We start from the raw sequence: 24,725 nt of genomic DNA, 5'->3' as shown, positions 1-24,725 counted from the left end.
CCTTAGTGTAAACATCTTTTATATATTGTATAATCAAATATGAAAATAGAACTATTTTATGATAAAGAGTGTCCTTTTTGTAAGACCTATGCAAACTATATAAAAATAAAAGAGAAACATAATCTTATGCTTATAAATGCACGAGAGGATAAGGAGGCTATAAAAGAGTTTGACAACTTAGGCTTTAATATAAATGATGGCTTTATTATAAGAGTAGATGAAGATAAGATTTATCAAGGCTTAGATGCAATAATTTTGCTAAATGAAGTTTCAAGAAATAGAATATATTTTAAAAATAATAAGTTTTTTAGAAACTTTGTATATCCTTTTGTTAAATACATAAGAAAAATAGTTCTTTTTTGTTTAGGTAAAAATAGCAAGTTGTGATATAAAATTCCACTTCTTGGCTTGAATCTTCACTTTATATTATTTTGAGTATTATATTAATGGTTAAATACCCTTGGAATTATAAATATTCAAGTGTAAGGTATAGACTAAGAAGATAAATTATTATCAAACTATGAACCAATAGATAATATAATAAACTATAAAGAATTTCTACAAGAAAATACACAAACAAAACTATTAAAAAAAAACAAGAACAGGAAAACCTTGTGGTGATGAAGAGTTTTACGATAAAATAGAATTATTAGCAGGGATAGATTATAGAAAAAAAAGAGAAAGAGTTAGATTAATTGTTATACAGTCCTTGGATTTTTCTATGATACCAATAGGTAATATGTTATTTACCTTAAAGGCTAAGATAAAATAATTAAAATAATATATTTTTTAATAATAATTTTAATATTCTTTAAGTTATAATCTTTTCATATCAAATTTATTAAAGGAGAATGATATGCTAAAAAAAGGTCTTATTAGCTTAGGGTTAGCAGGTTTACTTTCAATACCAGCTATGGCTATGGAGTACGTTACTATAGGAACAGGTGGTGTTACAGGTGTTTATTACCCAACTGGTGGTGCAATTTGTAGACTTGTTAACAAAGATAAAAAAGTTCATGGTGTAAGATGTTCTGTTGAATCAACTGGTGGTTCAGTTTACAATATCAACACAATTAAAGCAGGTGAGTTAGACTTAGGTGTTGCTCAATCAGATTGGCAGTTTCATGCATATCATGGTACAAGTAAATTTAAAGACCAAGGTGCATTTAAAGATTTAAGAGCAGTTTTCTCTATTCATGCTGAACCATTTACAGTTCTTGCTAGAAAAGATGCAAATATCAAAAACTTCAATGACCTAAAAGGTAAAAGAGTAAATATCGGAAATCCAGGTTCTGGTCAAAGAGGAACAATTGAGCTTATTATGAAAGCTAAAGGTTGGACTAAAGATGACTTCAAACTTGCTGGTGAATTAAAAGCAAGTGAACAAGCTAAAGCTCTATGTGATAACAAAATAGATGCAATGGTTTATGTTGTTGGTCACCCAAATGGTGCTATTAAAGAAGCAACAACTACTTGTGAAACAAATCTTGTAACTGTTTATGATGATACTGTTAAAAAACTTATCTCAGATCACGATTACTATAGAAAAGCTACAATCCCTGGTGGAATGTATAATGGTAACCCTGAAGATTCAGTTACATTTGGTGTAGGTGCTACAATTGTTACTTCAGCAAAAGTTTCAGACAATGCAATTTATACAATTGTTAAAGGTGTGTTTGAAAACTTTGAAGCATTTAAAAAACTTCACCCTGCATTTGCAAACCTAAAAAAAGAGGAGATGGTAAAAGATTCTTTATCTGCTCCACTTCATAATGGTGCTTTAAAATATTACAAAGAAGCAGGTTTAATTAAATAATCAATATAAAAAGGAAATCTTTCCTTTTTATATAAATACATTTTTAAGTCTCTATTTGGGGTTTAAAAATATATTTGGAGCTCATTATGGACAAAAATGCAGAAGATATAGTAGCAGAATCAGAAACTGGTGGAAGAGAACCTTCAAATAAAATAGTTGCAAAATTTATACTTTACCTTGCACTTTCATGGTCACTTTTTCAACTTTATGTATCCTCCCCTCTTGTTTTAGAGTTTACACCTTGGGTAAATGCAGATGTAGTAAAGCGTATTCACCTTATTTTTGCTGGTTTCTTAGCATACCTTAGTTACCTTCCATTTAAAAACTCTCCTAAAAAATATGTCCCCATATATGACTGGATAATGGGAATACTCCTTATTTTTAGTGTTGCTTTTTTTATATATTCACAAGTTTGGGACTCAACCAACTTTGAGATGAGACTAGGTGTTCCTAATACCATAGATTATTTCTTTAGTATTGCTGGTATTATACTTTTACTTGAAGCCACAAGAAGAACTCTTGGACCCCCACTTATGATTATTGCCATACTTGCACTTACCTATGCATTTTTTGGAGCGGGTGTATATGGTGGTTCATCTGTAGGAAAAATCATATCACATATGTGGATTACTACTGAGGGTGCCTTTGGTATTGCCATAGGGGTAAGTGCCACTATGGTGTTCTTATTTGTACTTTTTGGTGCCCTTTTAGAACAAGCTGGAGCAGGTAACTATTTTATTCGTGTAGCCTTTTCTCTTATGGGTCACTTTAGAGGTGGTCCAGCAAAAGCTGCTGTTGTAAGTTCAGCTATGACTGGTATGATTTCAGGTAGTTCAATTGCAAATGTTGTTACAACAGGAACCTTTACAATTCCACTTATGAAAAAAGTTGGTTTTACTAAAGAGAAAGCTGGAGCCATTGAAGTTGCCTCTTCAACCAATGGTCAGCTAACCCCACCTATTATGGGAGCAGCTGCCTTTTTAATGGTTGAGTATGTTGGTATTCCATTTATAGAAGTAATTAAACACGCTTTTTTACCTGCTATGATTTCATATATTGCTTTAGTATATATAGTTCACTTAGAAGCTATGAAAGCGGGAATGACTGGACTTCCAAGACCACATAAAATGAGTATGCTTGGAAAACTACTTGGTGTTACAAGTGTAGTTAGTGTACTAGGGTTTTTAGTTTTTGTTTTACCTCCAATAATAGAGCTAATAAAAGCCATTGCTGGCGCCTATACTTTTGAGTTTATCTTAGCCATAATTGCTATAGCTTATATAGCATTAGTCTATGTTGCTTCAAGAGTTCCAGACCTACCAAACGATGATATTACAGAACTTCCAAAAGTTGGTCCAACTGTACTTTCAGGTCTTCACTACCTTTTGCCTGTTGTTGTTTTAGTATGGCTTTTAACAGTTGAGAGACTCTCTCCAGATTTATCTGCATTTTGGGCTACTATATTTATGATATTTATTGTTGTAACCCAAAGACCTCTTATAGACTTTTTTAGAGGTGAAAAAAATGCATTTATTCAAAAAGTAAAAAATGGTTTTATTGATTTAGAGATTGGTCTAATAAATGGTGCTAAAAATATGATTGGTATCGGTGTAGCTACTGCAGTTGCAGGTATTATTGTGGGAACTGTTACACTTACTGGTATTGGGCAAGTTATTATTGGAGTAGTTGAAAATGTATCTGGTGGGAATATATATTTAATACTTTTATTTACTGCACTTATTAGTTTAATACTAGGTATGGGACTTCCAACAACAGCAAACTATATTGTTGTATCTTCTCTTATGGCTCCAGTTATTGTAAGTTTAGGTGCAGCTAATGACCTTGCTATTCCTTTAATTGCAGCACATATGTTTGTATTTTACTTTGGAATTTTAGCAGATGATACACCCCCTGTGGGGCTTGCCGCCTTTGCGGCCGCCGCCATATCCAAAGGTGATCCAATAAGAACAGGTATACAAGGTTTTACTTACGATATTCGTACAGCTATGCTTCCTTTTATGTTTATTTTTAATACCCAACTTCTTATGATAGGAATAGACAATACTTTTGAATTTATTGTTGTAGTTGTCTCATCTATAATAGGTATGCTCCTTTTCGCTGCAGCAACCCAAGGTTTTTGGTTTAGAAAAAATAAAATATGGGAAACAGTTGCCCTTTTACTTTTGGCTTTCTTTATCTTTAGACCAGATGTTATTTGGGATAAAATTGAAGACCCATATAAAACAGTTGCAGGTAGTGAAATATTTAATGTGGCAAAAAATATGGAAGATGGAGAAAGAATAGAATTTGTTGTAAATGGAGAAACCTTAGAAGGAGATGAAAAAACTTTTACTTTCTCAGTGGCTCTAGGTGAGGGAAAAACAGGAAAAGAAAAACTTGACAATATTGGTCTTATGTTTGATAATCTATTTGGCCCAATGGAAGTTGCCATGATACTTCCTGGAAACAATAAGCAAGTTGAGGCTATGAAAAAAGCAGGTGTTGATAGTGGGTGGAAAGTTGAAAGTGTAAAAGTACAAAATGAAGATAGACTTCCACAACAAATTATATTAATACCACTACTAGCAATAACCATATTTATAGCATGGCTTCAACTAAAAAGAAAAGATGAAAATAGTGATAATATCTCAATAGATGAAGAATCAAGTGAGTTTAATAGAATAGATAATATGTGGGTAACATTTCCTAAAAATAAAAAAGATTAAACAGATTTAAGACTGTTTTGTAAAGACTCATATCTTTGTTCTGTATCTTCAAGCTTCTTTTGAAGCTTGAGCTTATCCCTATCTCTAAAATTTTCAGACTTTATTCTTTTAATCTCTTGTTTCATCAACTTTTCTTTATCAACTAATTCTGTGATATCTTGTCTTGAAGCCATATATTTTACTATTTTTCCATCTTCTATAATGGATGCTATTATTGCATCTACCCAATAATATCCACCAGATTTTTTCTTATTTGGTTAAAAAAGAAAAAAACAATAAAACTCAAAGCTTTTTTATAACTTGGTGATAATTAAATTTAAAATAATAAAATAGTTACTTGTTCTCTTCTTTAATCTCTTCAATTTGATTCAAAGTTTCTGAGTTAAGTTCTAAAGTTAGATAATGATCTATCATACTTGAATCTGCACCTGTTAGTGTTGGGTCTGCTCCAAGGATTTTAAGTAGAGCATATGATTCATATGGTGAGTCTTCTTTTTTGATTAGAAATTTTTCGATTAATAAATCCATCTCTAAAGTCTCTAGATGTTTTGCCATAGTACTATAAATATATGCTGAAACAATGATTCTCATAAAGTCAGTTGTTGGTTTAAATACTCTAGAATCATTAACAAGAGTATGAAGTTTTATTTTTCCCAAAAGCTCTAAAACATCAGCATCTTTAGAGGCATTTAGGGTATACCCTTTTTCTGTAACTTCTATGTCACCTTCAGTTAATGTTGTGTCAAGTTTTACCTCCACCTCCACTTTTATATCAAAAGCAACTTTATAACTATCTATAAAATCTTGCATATTTACTCCTGTTTATTATTAATTTTTCTAAACTTATCTATTTTGTTTATGCAATTATGATGCCATTAAATTCTAGGAGAGTATAGTTTGTCATATTCTATGATTTTTACTCATACTTATAATTAAAAGTTAAAATGATAAAATTAGCTATTAATTTATATATTTTAAGGTGTATTTTGTGTCTATATTTGCTTTACAATCTTTAGCTGGTGGATTTCTTGATGAAGATTTAGAACATTTTAACAAAAGATTTGATGATTGGTGTCTTCAGTTTGATAGTTATGATGATGCTATGATTATATTAGAAACTCTTGAACATAAAGAAGCTATAGATATTGTTGAAATAACACCATTAACTTATCCAAAATATTTTTTTAATTCTCTTCAAGGTACAGTTTATACAACAAGACAGATAGAAAATAAAATTGTTTGTGTTATAGAACCCTCTATTGGGGCTAGCTTTAGACTTGCCGTGTGTGATATAAAAACAGGAAAGGTAAAACTAACAAAAACTAGCTACAAAAGTATTCCAAATGTTGAAAGTGCTTTTGCTAATTTTGAAGAATAAAATTTTTAATAAAGTAGAGAGCTAAATGATATATTGGCTTAAAAGATAGGTTTAGTTATAATTTAAAAGTTAACTAATAAAATAGTTACTACTTACAATAACTGAAGGAAAATCTAATATGTCAAAAAGTATGCAATCTCAAAAAAATAAAAACATTTTTCAAAATATAATCACTCTTTTTGCTTTTATGTTGATTATAACAATAGATTGTCTTGCTGTTGATGAGATTGATATTAAATATGGTTATCCAGATCAGTCTATATTTATTGCAACAGTAAATGGAAAAGAACAGCCAACAACTCCTATGCTATTTGTTGCCAACGAGTTGTTTAAAAAAGCAAATCTTACTTGGCGTGCCACTGCATATCCTGCAAAGCGATTATTTAACAATTTAAAAAGTGGTGAAACTAACTTCTCAATATTAGTTCGTGCATCATCTTTACTTGAAAGTTGTATATTTAGTAAGGAACCAGTTTATACTACAAATTTAAATGTATACTCTCTTGGAAATAAGCCAGTTATAGCTACTAAAGAAGATCTGGTTGGAAATAGGGTTGCTATAATAAGAGGCTATAGTTACGGAAAATTACGAAAGTTTATTCAAGACCCAAAAAACAATATTAAAAATGAAGTTACAAATACCCATAGTAGTGCTTTTCGTATGTTAGAGTTAGGTAGAGTTGATTATGTAGTAGACTATGCATCTGCTGCTAAGGATATAATAGCAGAAAATTCTATTTCTGATGTACGAGTAGATACACTAAGTCCACTTAATATTTATCTTGTTATTTCTAAGTCTTATTCAAATGCTGATGAGTTAATGAAAAAGTTGGAAACAATCGCAGAATCTATAAATGTCAAAGAAATCATCAAAAGAAGTGGCGTTAAATCTGATATTAATTAGGTAACATAATAGAGTTTTTTGAAGATAATTAGTGGAATATTTATATTGACTTACTTAGACTATTGTTGCTACAATGTATCATATAATGTAATTGAAAGAATGCTATGAAGAATAAACTTTCCTATAAATTAATATTTTTAATATTTTTAATTAGTTTTGTTATAACTTCTATATCAGTATATATTCAAATAAAAAAACAATATGAAAATCAACTAAACAGTTTTGAAAAAAGTCTAAATAATATAAAGAAAAATCGACTTCCAATACTATCTCAATCCTTATGGAATGTAGATGATGTTGCGGTTAATATTTTTTTAAAAAACCTTGTAAATAATGAAAAGATTATCTATGCAGAAATTATTGAAAATAATAAAAAAACTTCTAGTAAAGGTAAAATAAAAGAGATTGATATTATAAAAAAAGAGTTTGATATAAACAGAACTATTGACTCAAAGATAGATAAAATTGGAAAACTAGTTGTTATAGCTGACTTAGCTCCTATGTACAAGGAGTTAAAAAGCAATGCAATTAGTATAATTTTTACAGAGATAATAAAAATGCTTTTAATATCATTATTGATTATATTCTTTATGAAAAGATTATTAACCAACCCACTTGAAAAAATGGCACTTTATGCAAATCAACTCTCTTTAAAAAATCTGCATGAGCCTTTGAAAATCAATGACAATACACAAGCAAATTTTGATGAATTAAATATCGTAACAGAGTCAATAAATACAATGAGATTAAATTTAATTAATCAAATTCATGAAAGTGAAGAAAAAAATAGTATATTAGCCCAACAATCAAAACTAGCTGCTATGGGGGAGATGATTGGAAACATTGCTCACCAATGGAGGCAACCTCTTTCTATGATTACAACAACTGCAAGTGGAATAAAACTAAACTATGAGATAGGATTATTAGATGAAGAAAAATTGGATGACTATACAAATAAGATTATAAACTCTGCTTATTATCTCTCGGATACTATTGATGACTTTAGAGATTTTTTTAAACCAGATAGGGATAAAAAATACTTTAAAATTTTAAAGTCTTTTGAAAAAACATTCACACTTTTAAATACACAGTTTACAAATAACAACATAAGCTTTGTAAAAAATATTGAAGATATTGAAATATATGGATTTGAAAATGAACTTATTCAAGTAGTGATAAATATTTTAAATAATGCAAAAGATGAACTAATAAATAAAAAAGAGCAAAGACTTCTAATATTTATAGATGTTTTTTCAAAAGCTGATAAGATATATATTTATATCAAAGATAATGCAGGCGGTATTAAAGATACAATTATAAATAGAATTTTTGAACCATATTTTACTACTAAAGATGAGTCAAAAGGTACAGGAATTGGTCTGTATATGTCAAATGAAATAGTTGTAAAACATATGAAAGGTATATTAAGTGTTCAAAATGTTGATTTTACATTTGATAATATTGATTATAAAGGTGCAGAGTTTAAAATAGTTATAAATAAATATGAAAAGCCAGATTTGATTTCAAATGTGCATTAAAACTTGTAGGATATAAGTAATAATGAAAATCTCCTATCATCGTCGTCGTAAAATTAAAACAAGAAGAATAGCTTTGCGAGATTTGATTTTGCGAGGTATTGAAGAGCCCAAAGATTTGGCAAAAGAGTTAAAAGTCACAGTTCCTACAATAAAAAAAGATTTAGAAGCTCTTAAAACTATGAGTGAAGAAGATTTTACTTTCCAGACTAGACAAACCTCACAAGAACTACTTGATAAAAAAGAGACTATATTAAAAATGTTAGATGATGAAGAGTATTACAGTGATAAGGGTGATATTAATATATATAAAATAACAGTAGAACTAAATACTAGTAGAGCAACTGTTATGTCTGTTTTAAATGGAGAATAATAAATAAAATTTCTTTAATGATTTTGTTGCTGCAAAATTTTTTTACGTAACAATTTCATTTTTACTTTTGCCACTTCTCTTAAATCAACTGCATGGTCTAATTCATCAACTATTTCAACACCTAAAAGTGTCTCAATTGCATCTTCTAAGGTCACTACACCTTTTGTTTGTTCATAGTTATCTGTGACTATAAAAAGATGTTCATTTCGAGATAAAAAGAGATTTAGTAGTTTTGATATGGGGATATTTTCATTGATTTTATATATAGGTTTTATAATATCTTCTTTATTTTCTAATTTATTGCTTATATATTCATAAAAATACTCTTTTGAAATAATTATTCCAATAATATTATCAATCTCTCCTTCATATATAGGAATACGAGAATAAGCCTTTATCTTCTCAAAATTGATGCTACTGTTTTGATTATCGAATGAGTTTAATAACTCCTCTTTACTTAAAGAGACCATGACACTTCTTGGTGTATGTATCTCTTCTACTTTCATCTCATCTAAATTTAATAGGTTTTCAATCATATCACTCTCTGAATCTTTTAGTGCACCATTTGCTTGTGCAATATTAGCAGCTGCTGCAACCTCTTCCCTAGAAATGGAGCCTTTGTCATCTTTACTTATAAAAACGGTGATTTTGTTCATGGTTATAACCAAAGGATAAGTTATAAAAACCAACCATGAAATAACATGAGTGGAAACTCCACTAAGACTTTTCCAATAATTTGCTCCTAATGTCTTAGGAATAATTTCACTAAAAACTAAAATCAAAATAGTTAAAATAGCAGAAATATAAAACATAAACTCTTCACCAAAGAGTTTTGCCGCTTCACTACCTACACCAGCTGCACCTAAAGTATGGGCAAAGGTATTTAAAGTAAGAATAGCACCAATTGAGATATTGATTTGCTCTTTTTGCTTAAACATCAAGTTACCAAGTTTTTCATTTTTACCTTTTATAACTTCAATATGTGAAGCTGTTATGCTTAAAAGCACTGCTTCTAATATGGAACATACAAAAGAAACACCCACTGCAATAGAAAAATAGATAAATATCAACATTATATTCCCTCTTAAAAACTTTGTATTATTATATAGGAGTTTATTAAACTTTGTATTAAAAAGAAAAATTTAAAAAAGAAGATTTTCTATCCCACTTAATCAAAAATACAGAAGAATGTGTTAAGATAGCTTATTGACACAGTATCAATTATTAGCATTTTTATGTGAAAAATATACCAAATATAAAAAAGAGGATAGCAAATGGCTAAAGTAAACTATAATTATGAAAAGCGAGCTCGAGAGTTAGAAAAACAAAAAAAGAAAGAAGAAAAACGTAAGAAAAAAGAAGCTTTGAAAAATGCACAAAATGAGGAATCAACTTCTAGTTTAAACGATGAAGAAATCTAAGCGTACCCTTATTTGACTATTTAATTATATTTTCATCTTAGAACTTAAATTAATAGTCATATTCTTTACTATAAATCATCAATATAATAAATCCAAACAATAATAAAGCCTTTATATAATAAACTGCCATACAATATTAAGGGCATAATTATATGAATAAAGATTTATTACCTATCCAAGCTGACAGACCAGATATTATAACTTCAGAGATTGAAGCTATACATTTCTATCGTAAAATGGATACAAAAGCAACTGTACAAGAGATGATTGCAGGAAAATACGTTCTTGTTGAAGAGTATTATAGCAATGGATTAGAGGTTTTATCAGAACTAAAAAAGAATCTTTTACGAAAATATAAAGATAAAAGTTTTCAAGGACAACGTGACTATAGAAGTGCATTTAGAGAAGCTTCACATAGGTTATTAATAAAAGTAAAAGATAATAAACTTGTAGTTAAAAAAGCTCCAACAATTGGTTGGTTAGAGTTGTTATATCCAGAAGTTTCTGAGTTTTATATATCTTTTCCTGATGTTCAAGGTATGAATAGCTCATGGCAGTGGTATCAAAAGGGAATTGAAGTTAAAACTTTAGATATAAATCTTCATCCTTTTTATGGGACTTACTTTCCTACTCGATTTGACCATTTAAAACTTTTTGATAAATGGCTAAAAAAATATGAGGGTTCAAAAGAACAGGTTATAGAAATAGGAGTAGGAAGTGGTATTTTATCATTTCAACTAATCCAAAATGGTTTTGAAAATATTTTTGCAACAGATACAAATAAAAATGCAATTATTGGTGTTGCACAAGAGAGTAAAAGACTGGATTATGAAGAGAACATAAGACTTAATCATGGTGATTTATTTGAAAGTTGTGATATCAAAGCTGATTTGATTGTTTTTAATCCCCCTTGGCTACTTGCAAAGCATAAGTTAGAAGAGGGTATTGATAAAGCCATATATTTTGAAGAAGAACTGTTTCCAAGATTTTTCGAACAAGCATTGGAACATCTTAATGATACAGGGAAAATAGTTTTGATATTTTCAAACCTAGCTCAAGTGGTAGATGAACAAAGTGTTCATCCTATAATAGATGAGTTACAAAAAAATAATCGTTTTAGAAAAGAGTTACACTTTAGGCGTGATGTTAGAGCTTCATCAAAAAGAACAAAACGTACTGATTCAAGAGAGAATGAAAAAGTTGAGCTATGGGTTTTATCTCCTAAATAAAATAAATAGTACTTTAGCTTACTTTATAGCTACTTCTTTCAATAATTTCTTTAAAGGTTTCATATAATTCAGGGTCATGTTTTATACCTTTTTCTGATTCTAAAATTGACATGATTTCATTATGATTTCGTTTACCATGGTAAGGTCTTGGTGATGCCATAGCATCATAACTATCCGCAAGTGCAATTATACGTGAATATATAGGTATTTCTTTACCTTTGAGATTATCTGGGTAACCTTTTCCATTATAGTATTCATGGTGATGTTTAACTGCACTAGCTATTATATCACTATCTTTAAAGTACATATTTTTAACCAGTTCTTCACTTTTTAAAGAATGACTTTTCATAATATCCCATTCTTTATCATTAAAACTACTAGGTTTTAATAATATTTTATCAGGTATTCCTATTTTGCCTATATCATGAAAAGCAGCACTGATACGTAGAATTTTTATTTTGTTTTCATTTAAGCCAATACTTAAACCTAATTCTTCAGAAATTTCTACAACTCTTTGGGAGTGTAATTGAGTATGTTCATCTTTTTGTCCTAATGCTAATAAAAGTGCTTTTGAACATTCGCATATTATATTTTCCTCTAATTTAAATACTTCCATATTAAATCCTTACTATAATTTTAACATAAAAATAAAAAATTATTAAACATATATGATAAATCTTTATGTTCTATTAGGCTCTTTTAGTTACAATTTATATTAAATGTAATTATCTCTTTTGTAAAATAAACTGCAAAGGGTGATACTTATCCCTATAATAAGGAAATCTTACAATTAATATTATGATTAATAATTTTACTAATTTAGAACAAAATGATGAACATATTCATTTATCCTTTTTATCTCCTAAAAAAATTCTTAGTTCAGCTATTTTAAATGGTGGTTTTATAGAAGCAGAACATATTTTAAATAAAAATGTACCTTTAAATTTTTCTTCTTGTGAAACTCCAAATAAGAGTTTAATTGATTATGCTAAAGCAAAGGGTTGGAAAGGAAATGTTGTGGGGATGATGACAGCTGCATCTATGAATACTCTTTGTATTGAGCAAGTAAATATAGAAGGTGTAGATATTTCAGTTTTAATAACAGCCGGGATATCTAATGCTAGACGTGCAGGAGATAAAGCAGATATACAAGAGCTATTGACTGTAACAAAAGAAGTTGGTACTATTAATCTTATTCTAATCTGTTCTGCTAGATTAACCAATGCAGCTATGGTAGAAGCTGTTATGCTTGCTACAGAGGCTAAGGCTGCTGCCTTACAAGAAGCTAATATCTTAAGTCCTATATCTGAAAAATTAGCAACAGGAACAGGAACAGATGCTATTGTTGTTGTGAGTGGAGATGGTCCACAAAAAATTGAATTTTGTGGCAAACATGTGTTGTTTGGTGAAGTGATTGGACGTTTGGTTATATCCGCGCTTAGACGTTCTTTAGCTACTACGTAGGTCTATTATGTTTAATACAAATGATTATTGGGAAGAAGAGTTTATAGAGTATGATGATAAAAACTTAGACTCTATTTATTTTGATAATTGTACTTTTGTAAAATGTAATTTTTCAAAAGGTAATTTTTATGCTTGCAAGTTTACAGAGTGTAAGTTTATAGATTGTGATTTATCTTTATGTCTACTAAAGAGTTGTACTTTTAATGATGTTACTTTTAAAAACTCTAAACTTTTAGGTATCTCTTGGAGTTCTTGTGTAGAACCTTTTGATGTAGTGTTTGACTCTTGTAATATCTCACAAAACTCATTTCATCTTTTGGATTTAAGACAAATGAAATTTATAAACTCTTTGATAAAAGATACAGGCTTTGAAGAGTGTAATTTAGAACATGCACTCTTTGACAAGTGTAATCTTGAACAAACAGTTTTTTTAAATAATAATTTAAAAAAATCTAATTTTGAAACTTCAAAAAATTATCTTATAGACCCCAAATATAATGATATACAAAAAGCACAGTTTTCTCTTCCTGAGGCATTAAGTTTTTTAAACTTACTTCCTATTAAAATAAAGTAAATATAAGAAGTATCAAAAATAAATTTTGTACCCTATAAATATAAAATGTCGCTAAATTGAAATTTTTATATAATAAGGTTTGGTATGAAAAAACCAAATATCAAAGAGTTGATTACTCAATCGACATACTCTACAATATATAATCCAATATTTAAAAATGGGACAAAAGATATTTTTGCATATGAAGCTTTATCAAAATTTGTTTTAAATAATGAGGATATATCTTGCACAGAATTTTTTTCAAGATTACAGTTTAATGAAAAACTATTTTTTCATTTAGAAAAAAAGAATAAACATCACCAAATAAACGATGCAGATAAATCAAAAAAACTAATTTTACACTTTGATGTAGCTGTTTTTAGTGAAAAAGAGTATAGAAAATTTTGGAAAGAGTATTTAAGTGAATATAAACATAGAATAGTCATAAATATTATATATCAAGATAATCTTACTAATGATAACTTAAAAATCAAAAAAAAGATGGTTAAATGGCTTATTAAACATGAGTTTGAATTTATTATTAATATTTTTGATGACTTAGATTACAAGGTATCTTTTTATGAAATAGAAAAAGCAAGTTATTTAAGAATAGATAAAGAGATATTGGAAAAAATCAGAAAAAACATATCTTATTTTAAACTTTTAAATACTTTAATTGATTTTGCTCATGAAAGTAAAACAAAACTCATAATGAAACATATAAATACAAAAGAAGAATTAATGCTAATGGAAAAGTTTTCTATAGATTATATACATGGAGACTTTTTTATATAAGAAGTTTTAAACTATAAGTTTTTTTATAGTTTAGAAATATATAATTAATTTACTAAATAAGAAGGAGAAAAAATGGCAAATGAAGGGTATCACGAACCAATTGAAGAGTTGAGTGTTGAAACGCGAGATATGCATAGAGCTATTACTTCACTTATGGAAGAATTAGAAGCAGTAGATTGGTACAATCAAAGAGTAGATGCTTGTGAAGATAAAGAGTTAAAAGCTATTTTAGCTCATAATAGAGATGAAGAAAAAGAGCATGCTGCTATGGTCTTAGAATGGATTCGTAGAAAAGATTCAAGTTTTGACAAAGAGTTAAAAGATTATCTTTTTACAGAAAAAGAGATTGCACATAGTTAAATTATGTGCAATAAAAAAGCATAATTATAAAAGAGTGTTAAGAGTTATATTTCTCTACCTCTTTTACTGCTTTAATTGCTGCTGGAAGAAGAGATTCACTCATCGCAGGATGAATATAAAGCATTTTTTTTAGGTGTCTTATATCATTGTCTATTTGCATTACAGTTAAAACTTGATGTATCATTGTAGAACTCTCTGGTCCTATCATATGACAAGCTAGTATTTCATAGTTTTTAGGGTTGATTATAAACTTTGTAACTGGGTATTCTAGTCTTGTTGACATAGCTTTTGCACTTGCTATCCAGTTTGTTGTTGTACTTACATATTCTATATTTTGTTTTTTTGCTTCTTGTTCTGTGATACCAACACTTGCAATTTCTGGTTCAGTATAAATGGCGTGGGGCATGTATTTGAAATGTAGTGGGTCTTTGCAATCTTCAAGTAAGATTTTATCCAAATGGTTTACTTCATAAGCAGCTGCATGTTGGAGCATATAAACACCAGCTGCTTCACCTACGACATAAACACCTTTTGCTGTTGTTTCAAAAAATTCATCTCTAATGATAAAACCTTTCTCATTAGTTTGTATTGAGGTATTTTCTAGTTTTAAGCTTGGAGTATTTGATTCTCTTCCTACTGCATAAAGTAGGGCTTCACTTGTATGAGGTTTTTTTATGCCATCTTTATTTTCAAGAGTCATAAAAAACTGTTCATTTTTATACTCTATATTTTCAGCTGTAGTTTCAAACTCTATAGTTACTTTTTTAGTAAATTCACTTTTAAATATTTCTGAAATTTCATTATCTTCTTTTTTTAAGATATGTTGACTTCTTGATAATAGTGTTGTCTCTATTCCAACAGCGCAAAAAAAGCTAGCTAACTCACAAGCAATAAAACCAGCCCCAATTATAGTAATGGATTTTGGAATTTTGCCTTTTAAAGGAAAGATATCATCACTAGTCCAAGCTTTTTCATGCTCTGGTTTTTTGGGTTTTGTTCCTGTTGCTATTACTATTTGTGGAGCTGTTAATTCTTCTTCGTTTACCTCTACTATATTATTTGAGACAAAAGAGCCTACTCCTCTAAATACTTCAACATTTTCATTAAACTTACTATGATATTTTTCATCTACATTTGCAATATATTCATTTGTATCTTGAAATATTTTTTCTATATCTATTTTGTTTATTGTTGTGTCTATGAAGTGTCTATTTGATTCTTTTATTGCATTTGCCACATGTGCATAACCAATAAGCAGTTTTGATGGTACACAACCTCTATTTGGGCATGTCCCACCTAAGGCAGACTTTTCTATAATAGCAACTTTTTTGCCTGCTTTTCCAGCACTTACTGCTAGATTGCTTGCTCTTCCTGCTCCAATTATTATTAAATCAAATTTTTTCATACTTAAGACCTTAATATTTAGTGTATGTTTTCTTATACATATTAATTATTTAGTATATAATATTAAGCTTGGAAAGTAAATGATTAAATTTTTTGTAGTTGTTTGTAGTTTTTATAGTAGTTTATTGTTTCCATTAGAAGTAAAGCAATTATTCCCATAATCCAATACATAAACCATTGTGAAATCATACCAATAAATCCATCTTCTGATACATAATCTACAACTTGAAAGATAAGAAAAAACAGAATAGTTGATTGTAAAGAGGGTCTGTTATTTTGTGTAAAGTTAACTATCTCATAACCTTTTAGTTTAAATTTAAAATATAAGAATACAAAGCCAATAGGTATAAGACCTAAGATAAAAAGATATTCATCTTTTATGATTTGTATAGTTTTATTTTCTCCTAGTACATATAAGTAAATACTAATAATAGCAACAAATGTTATGGCAAAAAGATTAAGTGGTTTGTTCAAAAAAATTCCTTTTATGTATACATTCTATCAAAAAATTAGTTATTTTTACGAATCATAAAATTATAATTATATAAAAGAAATTAATCTTTATTTATCTATAATCTTTAAAATTATTCTATTGGAAAAGTATGAAAAGTTTTTTTACTTATTTTGTGATATTTTTTGTCGTGTTTTTTATACCATTGAATGCAGATATTCAAATTGATACTTCACAAATAAAAAACTATATTGTAAAAAAAGAGTTTTATACTCAAGGTAAAAATAGATTTATGATTTTTAGGTCTTATACTTACAAAGAAAACTCATATTTTCTACTTATAAATTTAGATAGCTTAAAAACTTCGATTATCTCAAATACTCAAAAAGAAAAACTAAAAAAAAGTGGCAAATCAATCTTATCAAATAGTAACTACTCAAAATTAGTTGCAAAAGTGTTTAAAAATAGTTCCATCTTATCAAATGCAGGTATAAATAAAAGTCTACATAAGAAGAAAAATGAAATATATCTTACTATTGATATGTGTCCATCTTCTAAAAAAGGTTATGAAAAAGAGTTATTTGAAGAGTATTTAAAATCAACAGAGATAAATAAAAAAATCCCAATATCTATTGCTATTACTTATAGATGGGTAAAAGATCATAAAAAAGAGTTCTTTTCACTTATACATAATGAAAACCTTGATATAACATGGATAAATCATTCAAAAAACCACTACTATAACCCTATAGAAAAGTTATCAAAGAATTTTATGCTAAATAGTAAAACTAATTTAAGAGAAGAAGTTATTGAAGTGGAAAAGTTATTGATTTTAAATAATCTAACTCCTTCTATACTATTTAGACTGCCTGGCTTAATATCAAATCAAAAACTCATAAACTCTTTAGTTTATGAGTTCTCACTTATACCACTTGGTACAAATAATTGGTTAGTAAAATCAGACAAAGAAGTAAGTAATGGTGATATTATTTTAATACACGGAAATTTAAATGAAAAAGAGGGAGTTGAAAAATTGATTAATAATCAACCCAATATAAATCGTTTTAAGTCTATATATAACTCTTTATTAACAGACAAATAGAACTAATACATAAATTATTACTTTAAAATCTACTTTTAAGTGATAATAAATATAATAATAAAAAATAAAAAGGACCTTGATGAGTCAAAAGAATATAAAAGAAGAGTTTGCAAAAGTTATATTAAAAGCTAAATTGATTGCTGCACTGTTTTTTATTTTGCTAGCACCTAGTATTGTAATTACGGTAAAAGGTTTAGATGAATTATTTGGATATAGCGAGGATGTTTGGTTTAATATCTCTGTTCTTGGATTTGTTATTTATGGTATTTACTATTTGTTCTTTTGGAAATGTCCAAAGTGTGGAAGTTTTCCAGGACGTGGTTGGTTTAGAAAGAATTGCGATAATTGCGGTGTTGAGTTAAGTTAAAAACATATTAGTATTAAGAAAAATCCATAAAAGTGTTAAAAATTAAAATTTTTATTGTATAATTGTGTATATTTTTTAATGACTTTATACTAACCGTAAAATTTATGTTTTTAAGTATGTATAATAATCATTAGAATATACATATTTAAAGGAAAAGAAGAAATGCAAATTTATGTAGGTAACATGTCTTACGGTACAACAGAAGAGAGTTTAACTACTTTATTTTCTCAATATGGAGAAGTAAGTAGTGTAAAATTAATTACAGATAGAGATACAGGTAGAGCAAAAGGTTTTGGTTTTATTTCTATGGATGATGATAGCGCAGCGTCAAAAGCTATTGAAGAACTAAATGGTAAAGAATTTGATGGTAGAACTTTAAGAATTAATGAAGCTAAACCAAAAGAAGAGAGACCAAGAAGAGAATTCAACAATAGATATTAATCTAAAAACTTTTTAAAAGGGGTATTTACCCTTTTTAAAATATAGACCTCTACTAACTTCCTCCCCAACTTTTTTAAAATACAAAGGCAATTATGACTATTGATGAATTGAAAGAATTAATACTATTAAATTTAAAAGATGATTCAAAAGAGTTTAAAAGAGTTTTTCATGGAAGGGGAAACTATTATCAAGATTTTCATTATTTATGTGTTGATAGCTTAGATGAGATATTGTTTGTAACTCTATTTGAAGCTATTGATGAAGACTTAGAAAAAGATTTGAAAAAGATTTTTGAGCAAATCTGTGAAAAGAAAAAGTTTAAATGCTTAGTTTTACAAAAAAGGTATCAAAAAGAGAACTTTTGTGAAGTGTTAAAGGGAAACTTGCCAAACAATTTATATATAGAAGAAAACAATTTAAAATATAATATCAATTTTACAAATCAAAATATTGGCTTATTTCCAGATATGAAAGCAGGTAGAGAGTTTATATCTTTAATATCAAAAAATAAAAACATACTAAATCTTTTTTCCTATACCTGTGCTTTTTCAGTAGTAGCCATAGCTTCAGATGCTTCACAAGTTGTAAATGTAGATATGTCAAAAGGTGCTTTAAGTGTAGGTAGAGAGAATCACAGAATAAATAATCTCGATACAAAAAGAGTGAAGTTCTTACCATATAATATTTTAAAATCATGGAGTAGAATCAAAAAGTTTGCTCCCTATGATATTATAATTATAGACCCTCCATCTTTTCAAAAAGGAAGTTTTGCTGTAAGTAAAGATTATGAAAAAATAATCAAAAGATTACATGAGTTATCAAGTCCTACTTGTACTGTTTTATCATGTTTAAATGCTCCAGAGTTAGATACCAGTTTTATGAAAGACTTGTTTGCAAATCTAGCCTCTGAATTTAAATATGAAAAAAGATTAGATAATCTAGAAACTTTTCCTACAAATAATGAAGAGAAAACACTTAAAAATATGATTTTCAAAAGAGAAATAATTTGACAAATCAAAAAATATGTCCTTTTTGTGGCAATGACAATTTATGTGAAGCAAATATACCAAATAATAACTGCTGGTGCAATAGTATAAAAGTACCAATTGAACTTAGAGTTTTGATTCCTGAAGATAAAAGAATGAAATCTTGTATTTGTAAAAAGTGTATATTATCTTTTAAAGAAAATAATAAACTATTTATTGAAAAGTATAATTTAACTAAATAGTTAAATTTAACTCTTATTTTTTATTTTTAACTCATCTGCTTATAATAAAATTTCAAAATTATATTAAAATTAGGAATTATAATGGCTAAAAAAAACCGTTGGCTCATGGCATTATCTGCTGTAGGTGTTCATATTTGTATTGGTTCTGTATATGCATGGAGTGTATATGTAAAACCAATACAAATGCAAATGTCTTGGAACCTTACTGATGTAACAATAGCTTTTAGTATCGCAATTTTCTTTTTGGGATTATCAGCTGCGCTTATGGGGAAATTTGTTGAAAAAAATGGTCCAAGGGTTTCAGCACTAATTGCTGCTGCTTTTTTTGGTATTGGAACTATGGCTTCTGGGCTTGCCATTATGATGGAGTCAAAACTTTTATTATACTTCTTTTATGGAGTATTAGGTGGCTGTGGCTTAGGAATAGGGTATATCTCACCTGTATCAACCTTAGTTAAATGGTTCCCTGATAAAAGAGGTATGGCAACAGGACTTGCTATCATGGGCTTTGGTTTTGCTTCGGCTATTTGGGGACCAACAATTAAAATACTAATAGAAAAAGTTGGTATTTCTAATACCTTTTTTATACTAGGGTTTATATATTTTGTAATAATGTCTTTGTCTGCTTTATATTTACAAGCTCCAAAAAAAGATTATATGCCTGAAAAATTTAAGAAAAAACTGCAAGAGGGTAAGAAAAAAATAAAAGAGGACTTAGCAAACTTAGGACTAAGTGAAGCTTTAAAAACTCCTAGATTTTATGGTCTTTGGTTGATGTTATTTATAAATGTTACTTGTGGAATAGCTATTATTGGTGTTGCTTCTCCTTTATTACAAGAGGTAGTTGGTATATCAGCACTTGCAGCAGCGGCTGCTGTTGGACTTATGGGTATATTCAATGGGGCAGGAAGAATTGTTTGGGCTTCTTTGTCTGATTATTTAACTAGACCTGTAGTTTATGTGATTTTCTTTTTTACACAAGCAATCGCTTTTTATATGTTACCTTCAATTACAGAAGTTATTATATTCCAAGTTGTTTTATATTTTATTATGTCTTGTTATGGTGGTGGTTTTGCTTCAATTCCAGCATATATAGGAGATATCTTTGGAACAAAAGAGTTGGGAGCTATTCATGGATATATTTTAACAGCTTGGGCAGCTGCTGGCTTAGTTGGTCCTTTAATTATATCTATTGTAAAAGATATGACAGGTAGTTATTCTCAGACACTTTATGTTTTTGCAGGATTTTTTGTGGTGGCATTAGTTATATCTTTGGCTATGCTTTTAAATATAAATAAAATAAGAAAGAGTAAATACTAATAAATAGTATTTAAATATTTTTAATTTATAAAATAGAACTCTTTTGTTATAATAAAATTAAATAAAATAACAAGTGGTGTAGTGAGTCAATTTCTAATATCTGATGATGTAAAAAATTTAAATGTAACAAATATAAAAGATAACCTATTTAGCTATAAATATGATATAAAAAGATTAAGTGCATATTTTGAAAGACCTACTGAAGAGTTAGAGCACTTTTATAGTAGTTTTAAAGGTGAAGTTTATGAAAATATAATTTATGAACTTCTTTTAGAGTATGCAAAAACTGCACCAGAAATAAGTAAGTTTATTTTAAAAGGTCCCCATCAAAAAAGAGATGTAAGTCAAAATAAGAGTGGACTTCTAATAGATAATAGTAATCAAATAGTTTATAAGGCTTCATATAAAGATATTAGTGAGTTTGATGCACTTTTCTTTACAAAAAAAGAGATATATTTTGTAGAGATGAGTACTTCTAAAAAGACTGCTAGTTTAAATAAAAGATTATTTAAAAAACAAGCTTTATTAAAAGTACTTTTTCCATATCTTGAAGTAAAAGCTTTGATTGTTTTGACAAAAGGTTCTGTAGGACTAAATAACTTCCCTAGTTATTGTACTATTTGGGTTACTAAAGATTTTGATGATGAAAACTTATTAAAAGAGCTAATTGCTAAAAAAAGAGAAAAAAAGATCACTTTCCCAAGTGAAAAAAAAGATGCAAAATATGTTGAAGCAAATACAATCCCTCACTCAAACTTTAAATACTTTCAAACACTAAAATGGATACTTTATACAGCAAGGTCAAATAAAAGATTTAGTGTAGACTTAGGTTTTTTTAATAGTGGAGATTTAAACTTATACTTTGATATATACACAAAACTCTATGTTGGTTTTATCAAAATAGATGATTTTAGACAACTTGTAGAAGATTATAAGTATGAAGTTAAAGATGATAAAGTAATTGTAAGTATAGAAAAGATAAATCAAAAGACTTATGGAATAGTTTATTATCCAAAAAATAAAAATGGTCAACTAAAAAGAGTAAAGATAGATGAAAAAGGTATTAATATAAAAGATAAAGAAGCAGAAGGTTTTACCAATGCAGAGATTAAATTTATGTTAAATGTCCTAGATGATAAGTTTATTCTTACTTTAAATGATATAAATCACATAAATAAAAATATATCTATTATTAAAACCACATAACTATTTATATCGAATACTCTTTTCTTTTGATTTTTCCATTTGAAATTCAACCATTTTATTAAATGGAGTTAAAAAATTATCAAGAGAACTTTTTTTTATATTTTCTATATTTTGTTTATTTAAGAGTTTTAAAATAACTAATGTAGATTCAATAGTTGACAAACAATAATCAGAGGGCTGTTTTTTAAACTCATAAGCAGAACTATTTTCATAATTAAAACTTATTTTGGGTAAAGAGCTTAGATTTGTACTTGATTTGAGTATTTTTTTGGAACAAGCCCAAGTAGAATCAATAAGAAAAATTACTTTTTGTTTTTTACTTTCAATATAACTATTATTTAAATTTATAGAATCTTTACCTGGATAAAGAATAAAACAACTTTTTCTTGAATCTTTGATTATTGAGTTTATTTCACTATTTTGTGAAAAATCTATACCTACGAAAATCTTACTGTTTAAAAGTGATTGGTGGGTTATCTTACCTGTATTATTTTTTGTTTTTTTATACTCTTTTGGATGCATTAAAAAAATAAACTCTGTTTTTGTACTAAAAGGCTTTATAAAACTACACACACAACTCTTTTTTGCTCTATTACATTCGTAACAATATTCTCTAATATTTTCCATTTCTTATTATAATGTAACTTTATTATAAAAGAATTAATAAAAATAAAGGACTTTTGTGATATATTGCTATCCGATTAAGCTAGGATTAAGAATTGTAAAGATAAGATTGTAATATTAAATAAAGTAGGGGGTGTGTAATGAATAGTATTAACAGTGTTCAAATGAGCTCATTATCAGCTTATAATTCTAATATTAATCAAAATATAGATAGCAATACTGATACTAATATCAATAAAAACATACCAAAAGTTGAAAATAGTTCTGAAAATGATATAAATAATCAAGCAGTGAATGTATCTATTTCGATGCAAAGCATGCAGATTTATGTGCAAGTAAGAAGCTTAGAATTTGTGCAAACAAATACCGAAGCCCAAGACATGTTACACAGTATCTTTAACAATAAAGAGGTTTTCCATTTTTTAGATGGTAGAGATGCTTCGAATGGCCTAGATTTAAAAGATATAGGCTATACTGGAAAACCAATTACACAATTAACTGTTGATGAAGCTAAAGAATTAGTTTCAGATGAAGGTTTTTTTGGTGTAGAACAGACTTCAGACCGAGTTTCAAGTTTTGCGATTGGTATTAGTAATAATGATGTTGAGCTTTTAAAAGAATCAAGAAAAGGTCTTGTAAAAGGTTTTGAAGAAGCTGAAAAACTTTGGGGAGGAGAACTTCCTGAAATATCTTACTTAACACAAGAAAAAACTTTGGAAAAAGTAGATAAAAAAATTGAAGAACTATTAAATAAAGATAAAGAAGAAAATGACTCTAGTGAGCTTGGAGATACTCCAGCTGAAGCTTTAAAAGAAGAAGATAAAAAAGAGAGCTAAACTATATTAGCTCTTTTTTTTTCTCTCTCTTTTCTCTTGTTTTTCATTTTTGTTAAAGCAAGCTTTCTCATATCAGCAATTGTGTCTGATTCATCCATGATTTCCAATCCAAGTAGTGTTTCAATACAATCTTCAAGGGTAACTATACCTTCTGTTTGATCATAGTTATCAAGTACAACAAACATATGTTCTCTTTTTTTGATAAATGTATTTAAAACTTTTGAAACGGGAATATTTTCATTTAATGCAAAAACAGGAGTCATAATAGTATCTATTGTAACTTCACTATCTTTAATAGCTTGTTTAAATATTTTTTTAGTAAGAACTACACCTACCATATTATCGATAGTACCATCATATATTGGAACTCTAGAAAATTTATAGGTTCTTTTATCATCCAAAATATCTTTAATTCTTGTATTTTTTTCAATTGCATACATAACTGACCGTGGTGTTAAAATCTCTTTTATTTTTATGCTATGTATAGTAAGGGTATTTTCAATAATATCAGATTCTAAATCTCCAATAATTCCTTCTTCTTCACTTAGTAGTGTTGAGTGTATTAATTCTTCTCTTGAAATTGAATCACTTGAAAAATCACCATTTGAAATCTTTTTTGTTACAAATTGTGTAATCAATATAATTGGATATGTTACGATAATAAAAAACCTAATAATTATTGCTGCAAGTGGTGATAATTGTTTCCAATATACTGCTCCAATAGTTTTAGGAATAATTTCTGCAACAAAAAGTATCATAAATGTTAGAAAAATCGAAACTACAATAATTAAAGTTGAATCACCTTCAAATACTGATTCTGCTTGAACACCAATAGCAGTAGCTCCAAGTGTATTTGCAATAGTATTTAAAATTAAAATTGATGCTATTGATTTATCTATATCTTGCTTTAAAGTTTTTAAAAGTTTTCCAGCAGTTGGATTGTCTTTTTCTATGATAGAAATATAAGAAACATTTGTAGAAAGTAGAATTGACTCTAGAATTGAGCACAAAAACGAAACACCGATAACTATAACAAATAGAAATATTAGTAACTCCATATAATCCTACTCGTGTGTAAATTTAAGTTATTCCTCTGGGAAGTATCTTCCAAGATATTGCTCCTTTTTAATATAATTAACTTCGTATGATACCAAATTTTTTTTAAAAATAGTATATATTTGACAAAAATATC

The 24,725-nt window shown here is 28.0% G+C and carries 29 protein-coding genes; 21 read left to right on the top strand and 8 right to left on the bottom strand.

Going from position 1 to position 24,725, the window contains the following annotated elements; translation table 11 throughout:
- The first annotated feature begins 39 nt into the window (after positions 1-39).
- The 3 genes from ACNI28_RS01315 (at position 40) to ACNI28_RS01305 (ending at position 4,542) form a co-directional block, all read left to right on the top strand.
- The gene (locus ACNI28_RS01315) at positions 40-387 is read left to right on the top strand and encodes a DCC1-like thiol-disulfide oxidoreductase family protein (RefSeq protein WP_419765053.1); all 348 of its coding nucleotides are present in this window, start codon (positions 40-42) and stop codon (positions 385-387) included.
- A gap of 469 nt (positions 388-856) precedes the next feature.
- Positions 857-1,816 (top strand): TAXI family TRAP transporter solute-binding subunit, encoded by a 960-nt coding sequence (locus tag ACNI28_RS01310; protein ID WP_419765052.1) that lies wholly within the window; start codon positions 857-859, stop codon positions 1,814-1,816.
- Between the two features lie 86 nt (positions 1,817-1,902).
- The gene (locus ACNI28_RS01305) at positions 1,903-4,542 is read left to right on the top strand and encodes a TRAP transporter permease (protein WP_419765051.1); all 2,640 of its coding nucleotides are present in this window, start codon (positions 1,903-1,905) and stop codon (positions 4,540-4,542) included.
- Here the strand turns inward: ACNI28_RS01305 and ACNI28_RS01300 are convergent.
- Both ACNI28_RS01300 and ACNI28_RS01295 read right to left on the bottom strand, forming a co-directional pair.
- Entirely contained in the window at positions 4,539-4,715 is a 177-nt protein-coding gene (locus ACNI28_RS01300) for a hypothetical protein (protein WP_419765049.1), read from the bottom strand. The genes ACNI28_RS01305 and ACNI28_RS01300 overlap by 4 nt on opposite strands.
- A gap of 160 nt (positions 4,716-4,875) precedes the next feature.
- A complete protein-coding gene (locus ACNI28_RS01295; protein WP_419765048.1) occupies positions 4,876-5,352 on the bottom strand; it encodes a hypothetical protein in 477 nt (158 codons plus the stop codon).
- A gap of 178 nt (positions 5,353-5,530) precedes the next feature.
- On the opposite strand from ACNI28_RS01295, the gene ACNI28_RS01290 reads away from it, so the two are divergent.
- From ACNI28_RS01290 to ACNI28_RS01275, 4 genes are all read left to right on the top strand, one after another.
- The gene (locus ACNI28_RS01290) at positions 5,531-5,920 is read left to right on the top strand and encodes a hypothetical protein (protein ID WP_419765047.1); all 390 of its coding nucleotides are present in this window, start codon (positions 5,531-5,533) and stop codon (positions 5,918-5,920) included.
- Positions 5,921-6,038: 118 nt separating this feature from the next.
- On the top strand, positions 6,039-6,824 hold the full coding sequence (locus tag ACNI28_RS01285) for a substrate-binding periplasmic protein (RefSeq protein ID WP_419765046.1): 786 nt from the start codon (positions 6,039-6,041) through the stop codon (positions 6,822-6,824).
- Positions 6,825-6,928: 104 nt separating this feature from the next.
- Positions 6,929-8,362 carry an ATP-binding protein gene (locus ACNI28_RS01280; RefSeq protein WP_419765045.1) on the top strand — a complete coding sequence of 478 codons (1,434 nt, stop codon included), beginning with the start codon at positions 6,929-6,931 and terminating at the stop codon, positions 8,360-8,362.
- 22 nt (positions 8,363-8,384) lie between these two features.
- Positions 8,385-8,732: a hypothetical protein gene (locus tag ACNI28_RS01275; RefSeq protein ID WP_419765043.1), complete on the top strand. Its 348-nt coding sequence runs from the start codon at positions 8,385-8,387 to the stop codon at positions 8,730-8,732.
- Between the two features lie 14 nt (positions 8,733-8,746).
- On the opposite strand, the gene ACNI28_RS01270 is transcribed toward ACNI28_RS01275, so the two are convergent.
- A complete protein-coding gene (locus tag ACNI28_RS01270) occupies positions 8,747-9,805 on the bottom strand; it encodes a CNNM domain-containing protein (RefSeq protein ID WP_419765042.1) in 1,059 nt (352 codons plus the stop codon).
- A 201-nt stretch (positions 9,806-10,006) separates the two neighbouring features.
- Here ACNI28_RS01270 and ACNI28_RS01265 point away from each other — a divergent pair, with 201 nt between their 5' ends.
- Positions 10,007-10,153, top strand: coding sequence for a hypothetical protein (locus ACNI28_RS01265; RefSeq protein ID WP_419765041.1), 147 nt, complete (start codon positions 10,007-10,009; stop codon positions 10,151-10,153).
- 152 nt (positions 10,154-10,305) lie between these two features.
- Positions 10,306-11,382 carry a methyltransferase gene (locus ACNI28_RS01260; protein ID WP_419765040.1) on the top strand — a complete coding sequence of 359 codons (1,077 nt, stop codon included), beginning with the start codon at positions 10,306-10,308 and terminating at the stop codon, positions 11,380-11,382.
- 13 nt (positions 11,383-11,395) lie between these two features.
- On the opposite strand, the gene ACNI28_RS01255 is transcribed toward ACNI28_RS01260, so the two are convergent.
- A complete protein-coding gene (locus tag ACNI28_RS01255; protein ID WP_419765039.1) occupies positions 11,396-11,998 on the bottom strand; it encodes an HD-GYP domain-containing protein in 603 nt (200 codons plus the stop codon).
- 182 nt (positions 11,999-12,180) lie between these two features.
- On the opposite strand from ACNI28_RS01255, the gene ACNI28_RS01250 reads away from it, so the two are divergent.
- The 4 genes from ACNI28_RS01250 to ACNI28_RS01235 all read left to right on the top strand — a co-directional run bounded on the left by ACNI28_RS01250 (position 12,181) and on the right by ACNI28_RS01235 (position 14,554).
- Positions 12,181-12,846, top strand: a complete 666-nt coding sequence (locus ACNI28_RS01250) for an adenosylcobinamide amidohydrolase (RefSeq protein WP_419765038.1) — start codon at positions 12,181-12,183, stop codon at positions 12,844-12,846.
- Positions 12,847-12,853: 7 nt separating this feature from the next.
- A complete protein-coding gene (locus ACNI28_RS01245) occupies positions 12,854-13,420 on the top strand; it encodes a pentapeptide repeat-containing protein (protein WP_419765036.1) in 567 nt (188 codons plus the stop codon).
- A gap of 84 nt (positions 13,421-13,504) precedes the next feature.
- The gene (locus tag ACNI28_RS01240; protein WP_419765035.1) at positions 13,505-14,194 is read left to right on the top strand and encodes an EAL domain-containing protein; all 690 of its coding nucleotides are present in this window, start codon (positions 13,505-13,507) and stop codon (positions 14,192-14,194) included.
- Positions 14,195-14,266: 72 nt separating this feature from the next.
- Positions 14,267-14,554 carry an encapsulin-associated ferritin-like protein gene (locus ACNI28_RS01235; protein WP_419765034.1) on the top strand — a complete coding sequence of 96 codons (288 nt, stop codon included), beginning with the start codon at positions 14,267-14,269 and terminating at the stop codon, positions 14,552-14,554.
- 37 nt (positions 14,555-14,591) lie between these two features.
- Here ACNI28_RS01235 and ACNI28_RS01230 read toward each other — a convergent pair whose 3' ends face one another.
- A complete protein-coding gene (locus tag ACNI28_RS01230) occupies positions 14,592-15,959 on the bottom strand; it encodes a dihydrolipoyl dehydrogenase family protein (RefSeq protein WP_419765033.1) in 1,368 nt (455 codons plus the stop codon).
- Positions 15,960-16,042: 83 nt separating this feature from the next.
- On the bottom strand, positions 16,043-16,432 hold the full coding sequence (locus ACNI28_RS01225) for a hypothetical protein (protein WP_419765032.1): 390 nt from the start codon (positions 16,430-16,432) through the stop codon (positions 16,043-16,045).
- A 128-nt stretch (positions 16,433-16,560) separates the two neighbouring features.
- Between ACNI28_RS01225 and ACNI28_RS01220 the strand changes: the two genes are divergently transcribed.
- The 7 genes from ACNI28_RS01220 (at position 16,561) to ACNI28_RS01190 (ending at position 22,073) form a co-directional block, all read left to right on the top strand.
- On the top strand, positions 16,561-17,511 hold the full coding sequence (locus tag ACNI28_RS01220; RefSeq protein WP_419765031.1) for a polysaccharide deacetylase family protein: 951 nt from the start codon (positions 16,561-16,563) through the stop codon (positions 17,509-17,511).
- Positions 17,512-17,590: 79 nt separating this feature from the next.
- Entirely contained in the window at positions 17,591-17,878 is a 288-nt protein-coding gene (locus tag ACNI28_RS01215) for a hypothetical protein (RefSeq protein WP_419765030.1), read from the top strand.
- A gap of 162 nt (positions 17,879-18,040) precedes the next feature.
- Entirely contained in the window at positions 18,041-18,319 is a 279-nt protein-coding gene (gene rbp, locus ACNI28_RS01210) for an RNA-binding regulator (RefSeq protein WP_419765029.1), read from the top strand.
- Positions 18,320-18,411: 92 nt separating this feature from the next.
- Positions 18,412-19,329 (top strand): class I SAM-dependent methyltransferase, encoded by a 918-nt coding sequence (locus ACNI28_RS01205; protein ID WP_419765028.1) that lies wholly within the window; start codon positions 18,412-18,414, stop codon positions 19,327-19,329.
- Complete coding sequence (locus tag ACNI28_RS01200; RefSeq protein ID WP_419765027.1) at positions 19,326-19,547, top strand: cysteine-rich CWC family protein; 222 nt, start codon at positions 19,326-19,328, stop codon at positions 19,545-19,547. The genes ACNI28_RS01205 and ACNI28_RS01200 overlap by 4 nt, the downstream gene beginning before the upstream one ends.
- 81 nt (positions 19,548-19,628) lie before the next feature.
- The gene (locus tag ACNI28_RS01195; protein WP_419765026.1) at positions 19,629-20,867 is read left to right on the top strand and encodes an L-lactate MFS transporter; all 1,239 of its coding nucleotides are present in this window, start codon (positions 19,629-19,631) and stop codon (positions 20,865-20,867) included.
- Between the two features lie 81 nt (positions 20,868-20,948).
- Positions 20,949-22,073, top strand: a complete 1,125-nt coding sequence (locus ACNI28_RS01190; protein WP_419765025.1) for a protein kinase family protein — start codon at positions 20,949-20,951, stop codon at positions 22,071-22,073.
- Here ACNI28_RS01190 and ACNI28_RS01185 read toward each other — a convergent pair whose 3' ends face one another.
- On the bottom strand, positions 22,074-22,700 hold the full coding sequence (locus ACNI28_RS01185; RefSeq protein ID WP_419765024.1) for a tRNA-uridine aminocarboxypropyltransferase: 627 nt from the start codon (positions 22,698-22,700) through the stop codon (positions 22,074-22,076).
- 137 nt (positions 22,701-22,837) lie between these two features.
- Here ACNI28_RS01185 and ACNI28_RS01180 point away from each other — a divergent pair, with 137 nt between their 5' ends.
- Positions 22,838-23,533: a hydrogenase-4 component G gene (locus tag ACNI28_RS01180; RefSeq protein WP_419765023.1), complete on the top strand. Its 696-nt coding sequence runs from the start codon at positions 22,838-22,840 to the stop codon at positions 23,531-23,533.
- On the opposite strand, the gene ACNI28_RS01175 is transcribed toward ACNI28_RS01180, so the two are convergent.
- Positions 23,530-24,591 carry a CNNM domain-containing protein gene (locus ACNI28_RS01175; RefSeq protein WP_419765022.1) on the bottom strand — a complete coding sequence of 354 codons (1,062 nt, stop codon included), beginning with the start codon at positions 24,589-24,591 and terminating at the stop codon, positions 23,530-23,532. The two genes, ACNI28_RS01180 and ACNI28_RS01175, sit on opposite strands and share 4 nt — an antisense overlap.
- Positions 24,592-24,725 lie beyond the last annotated feature (134 nt).

The organism is Arcobacter denitrificans (SeqCode) (genome assembly GCF_048571185.1).
GTDB classification, from domain to species: domain Bacteria; phylum Campylobacterota; class Campylobacteria; order Campylobacterales; family Arcobacteraceae; genus Arcobacter; species Arcobacter denitrificans.
This window is presented reverse-complemented; position numbering and strand designations above follow the sequence as displayed.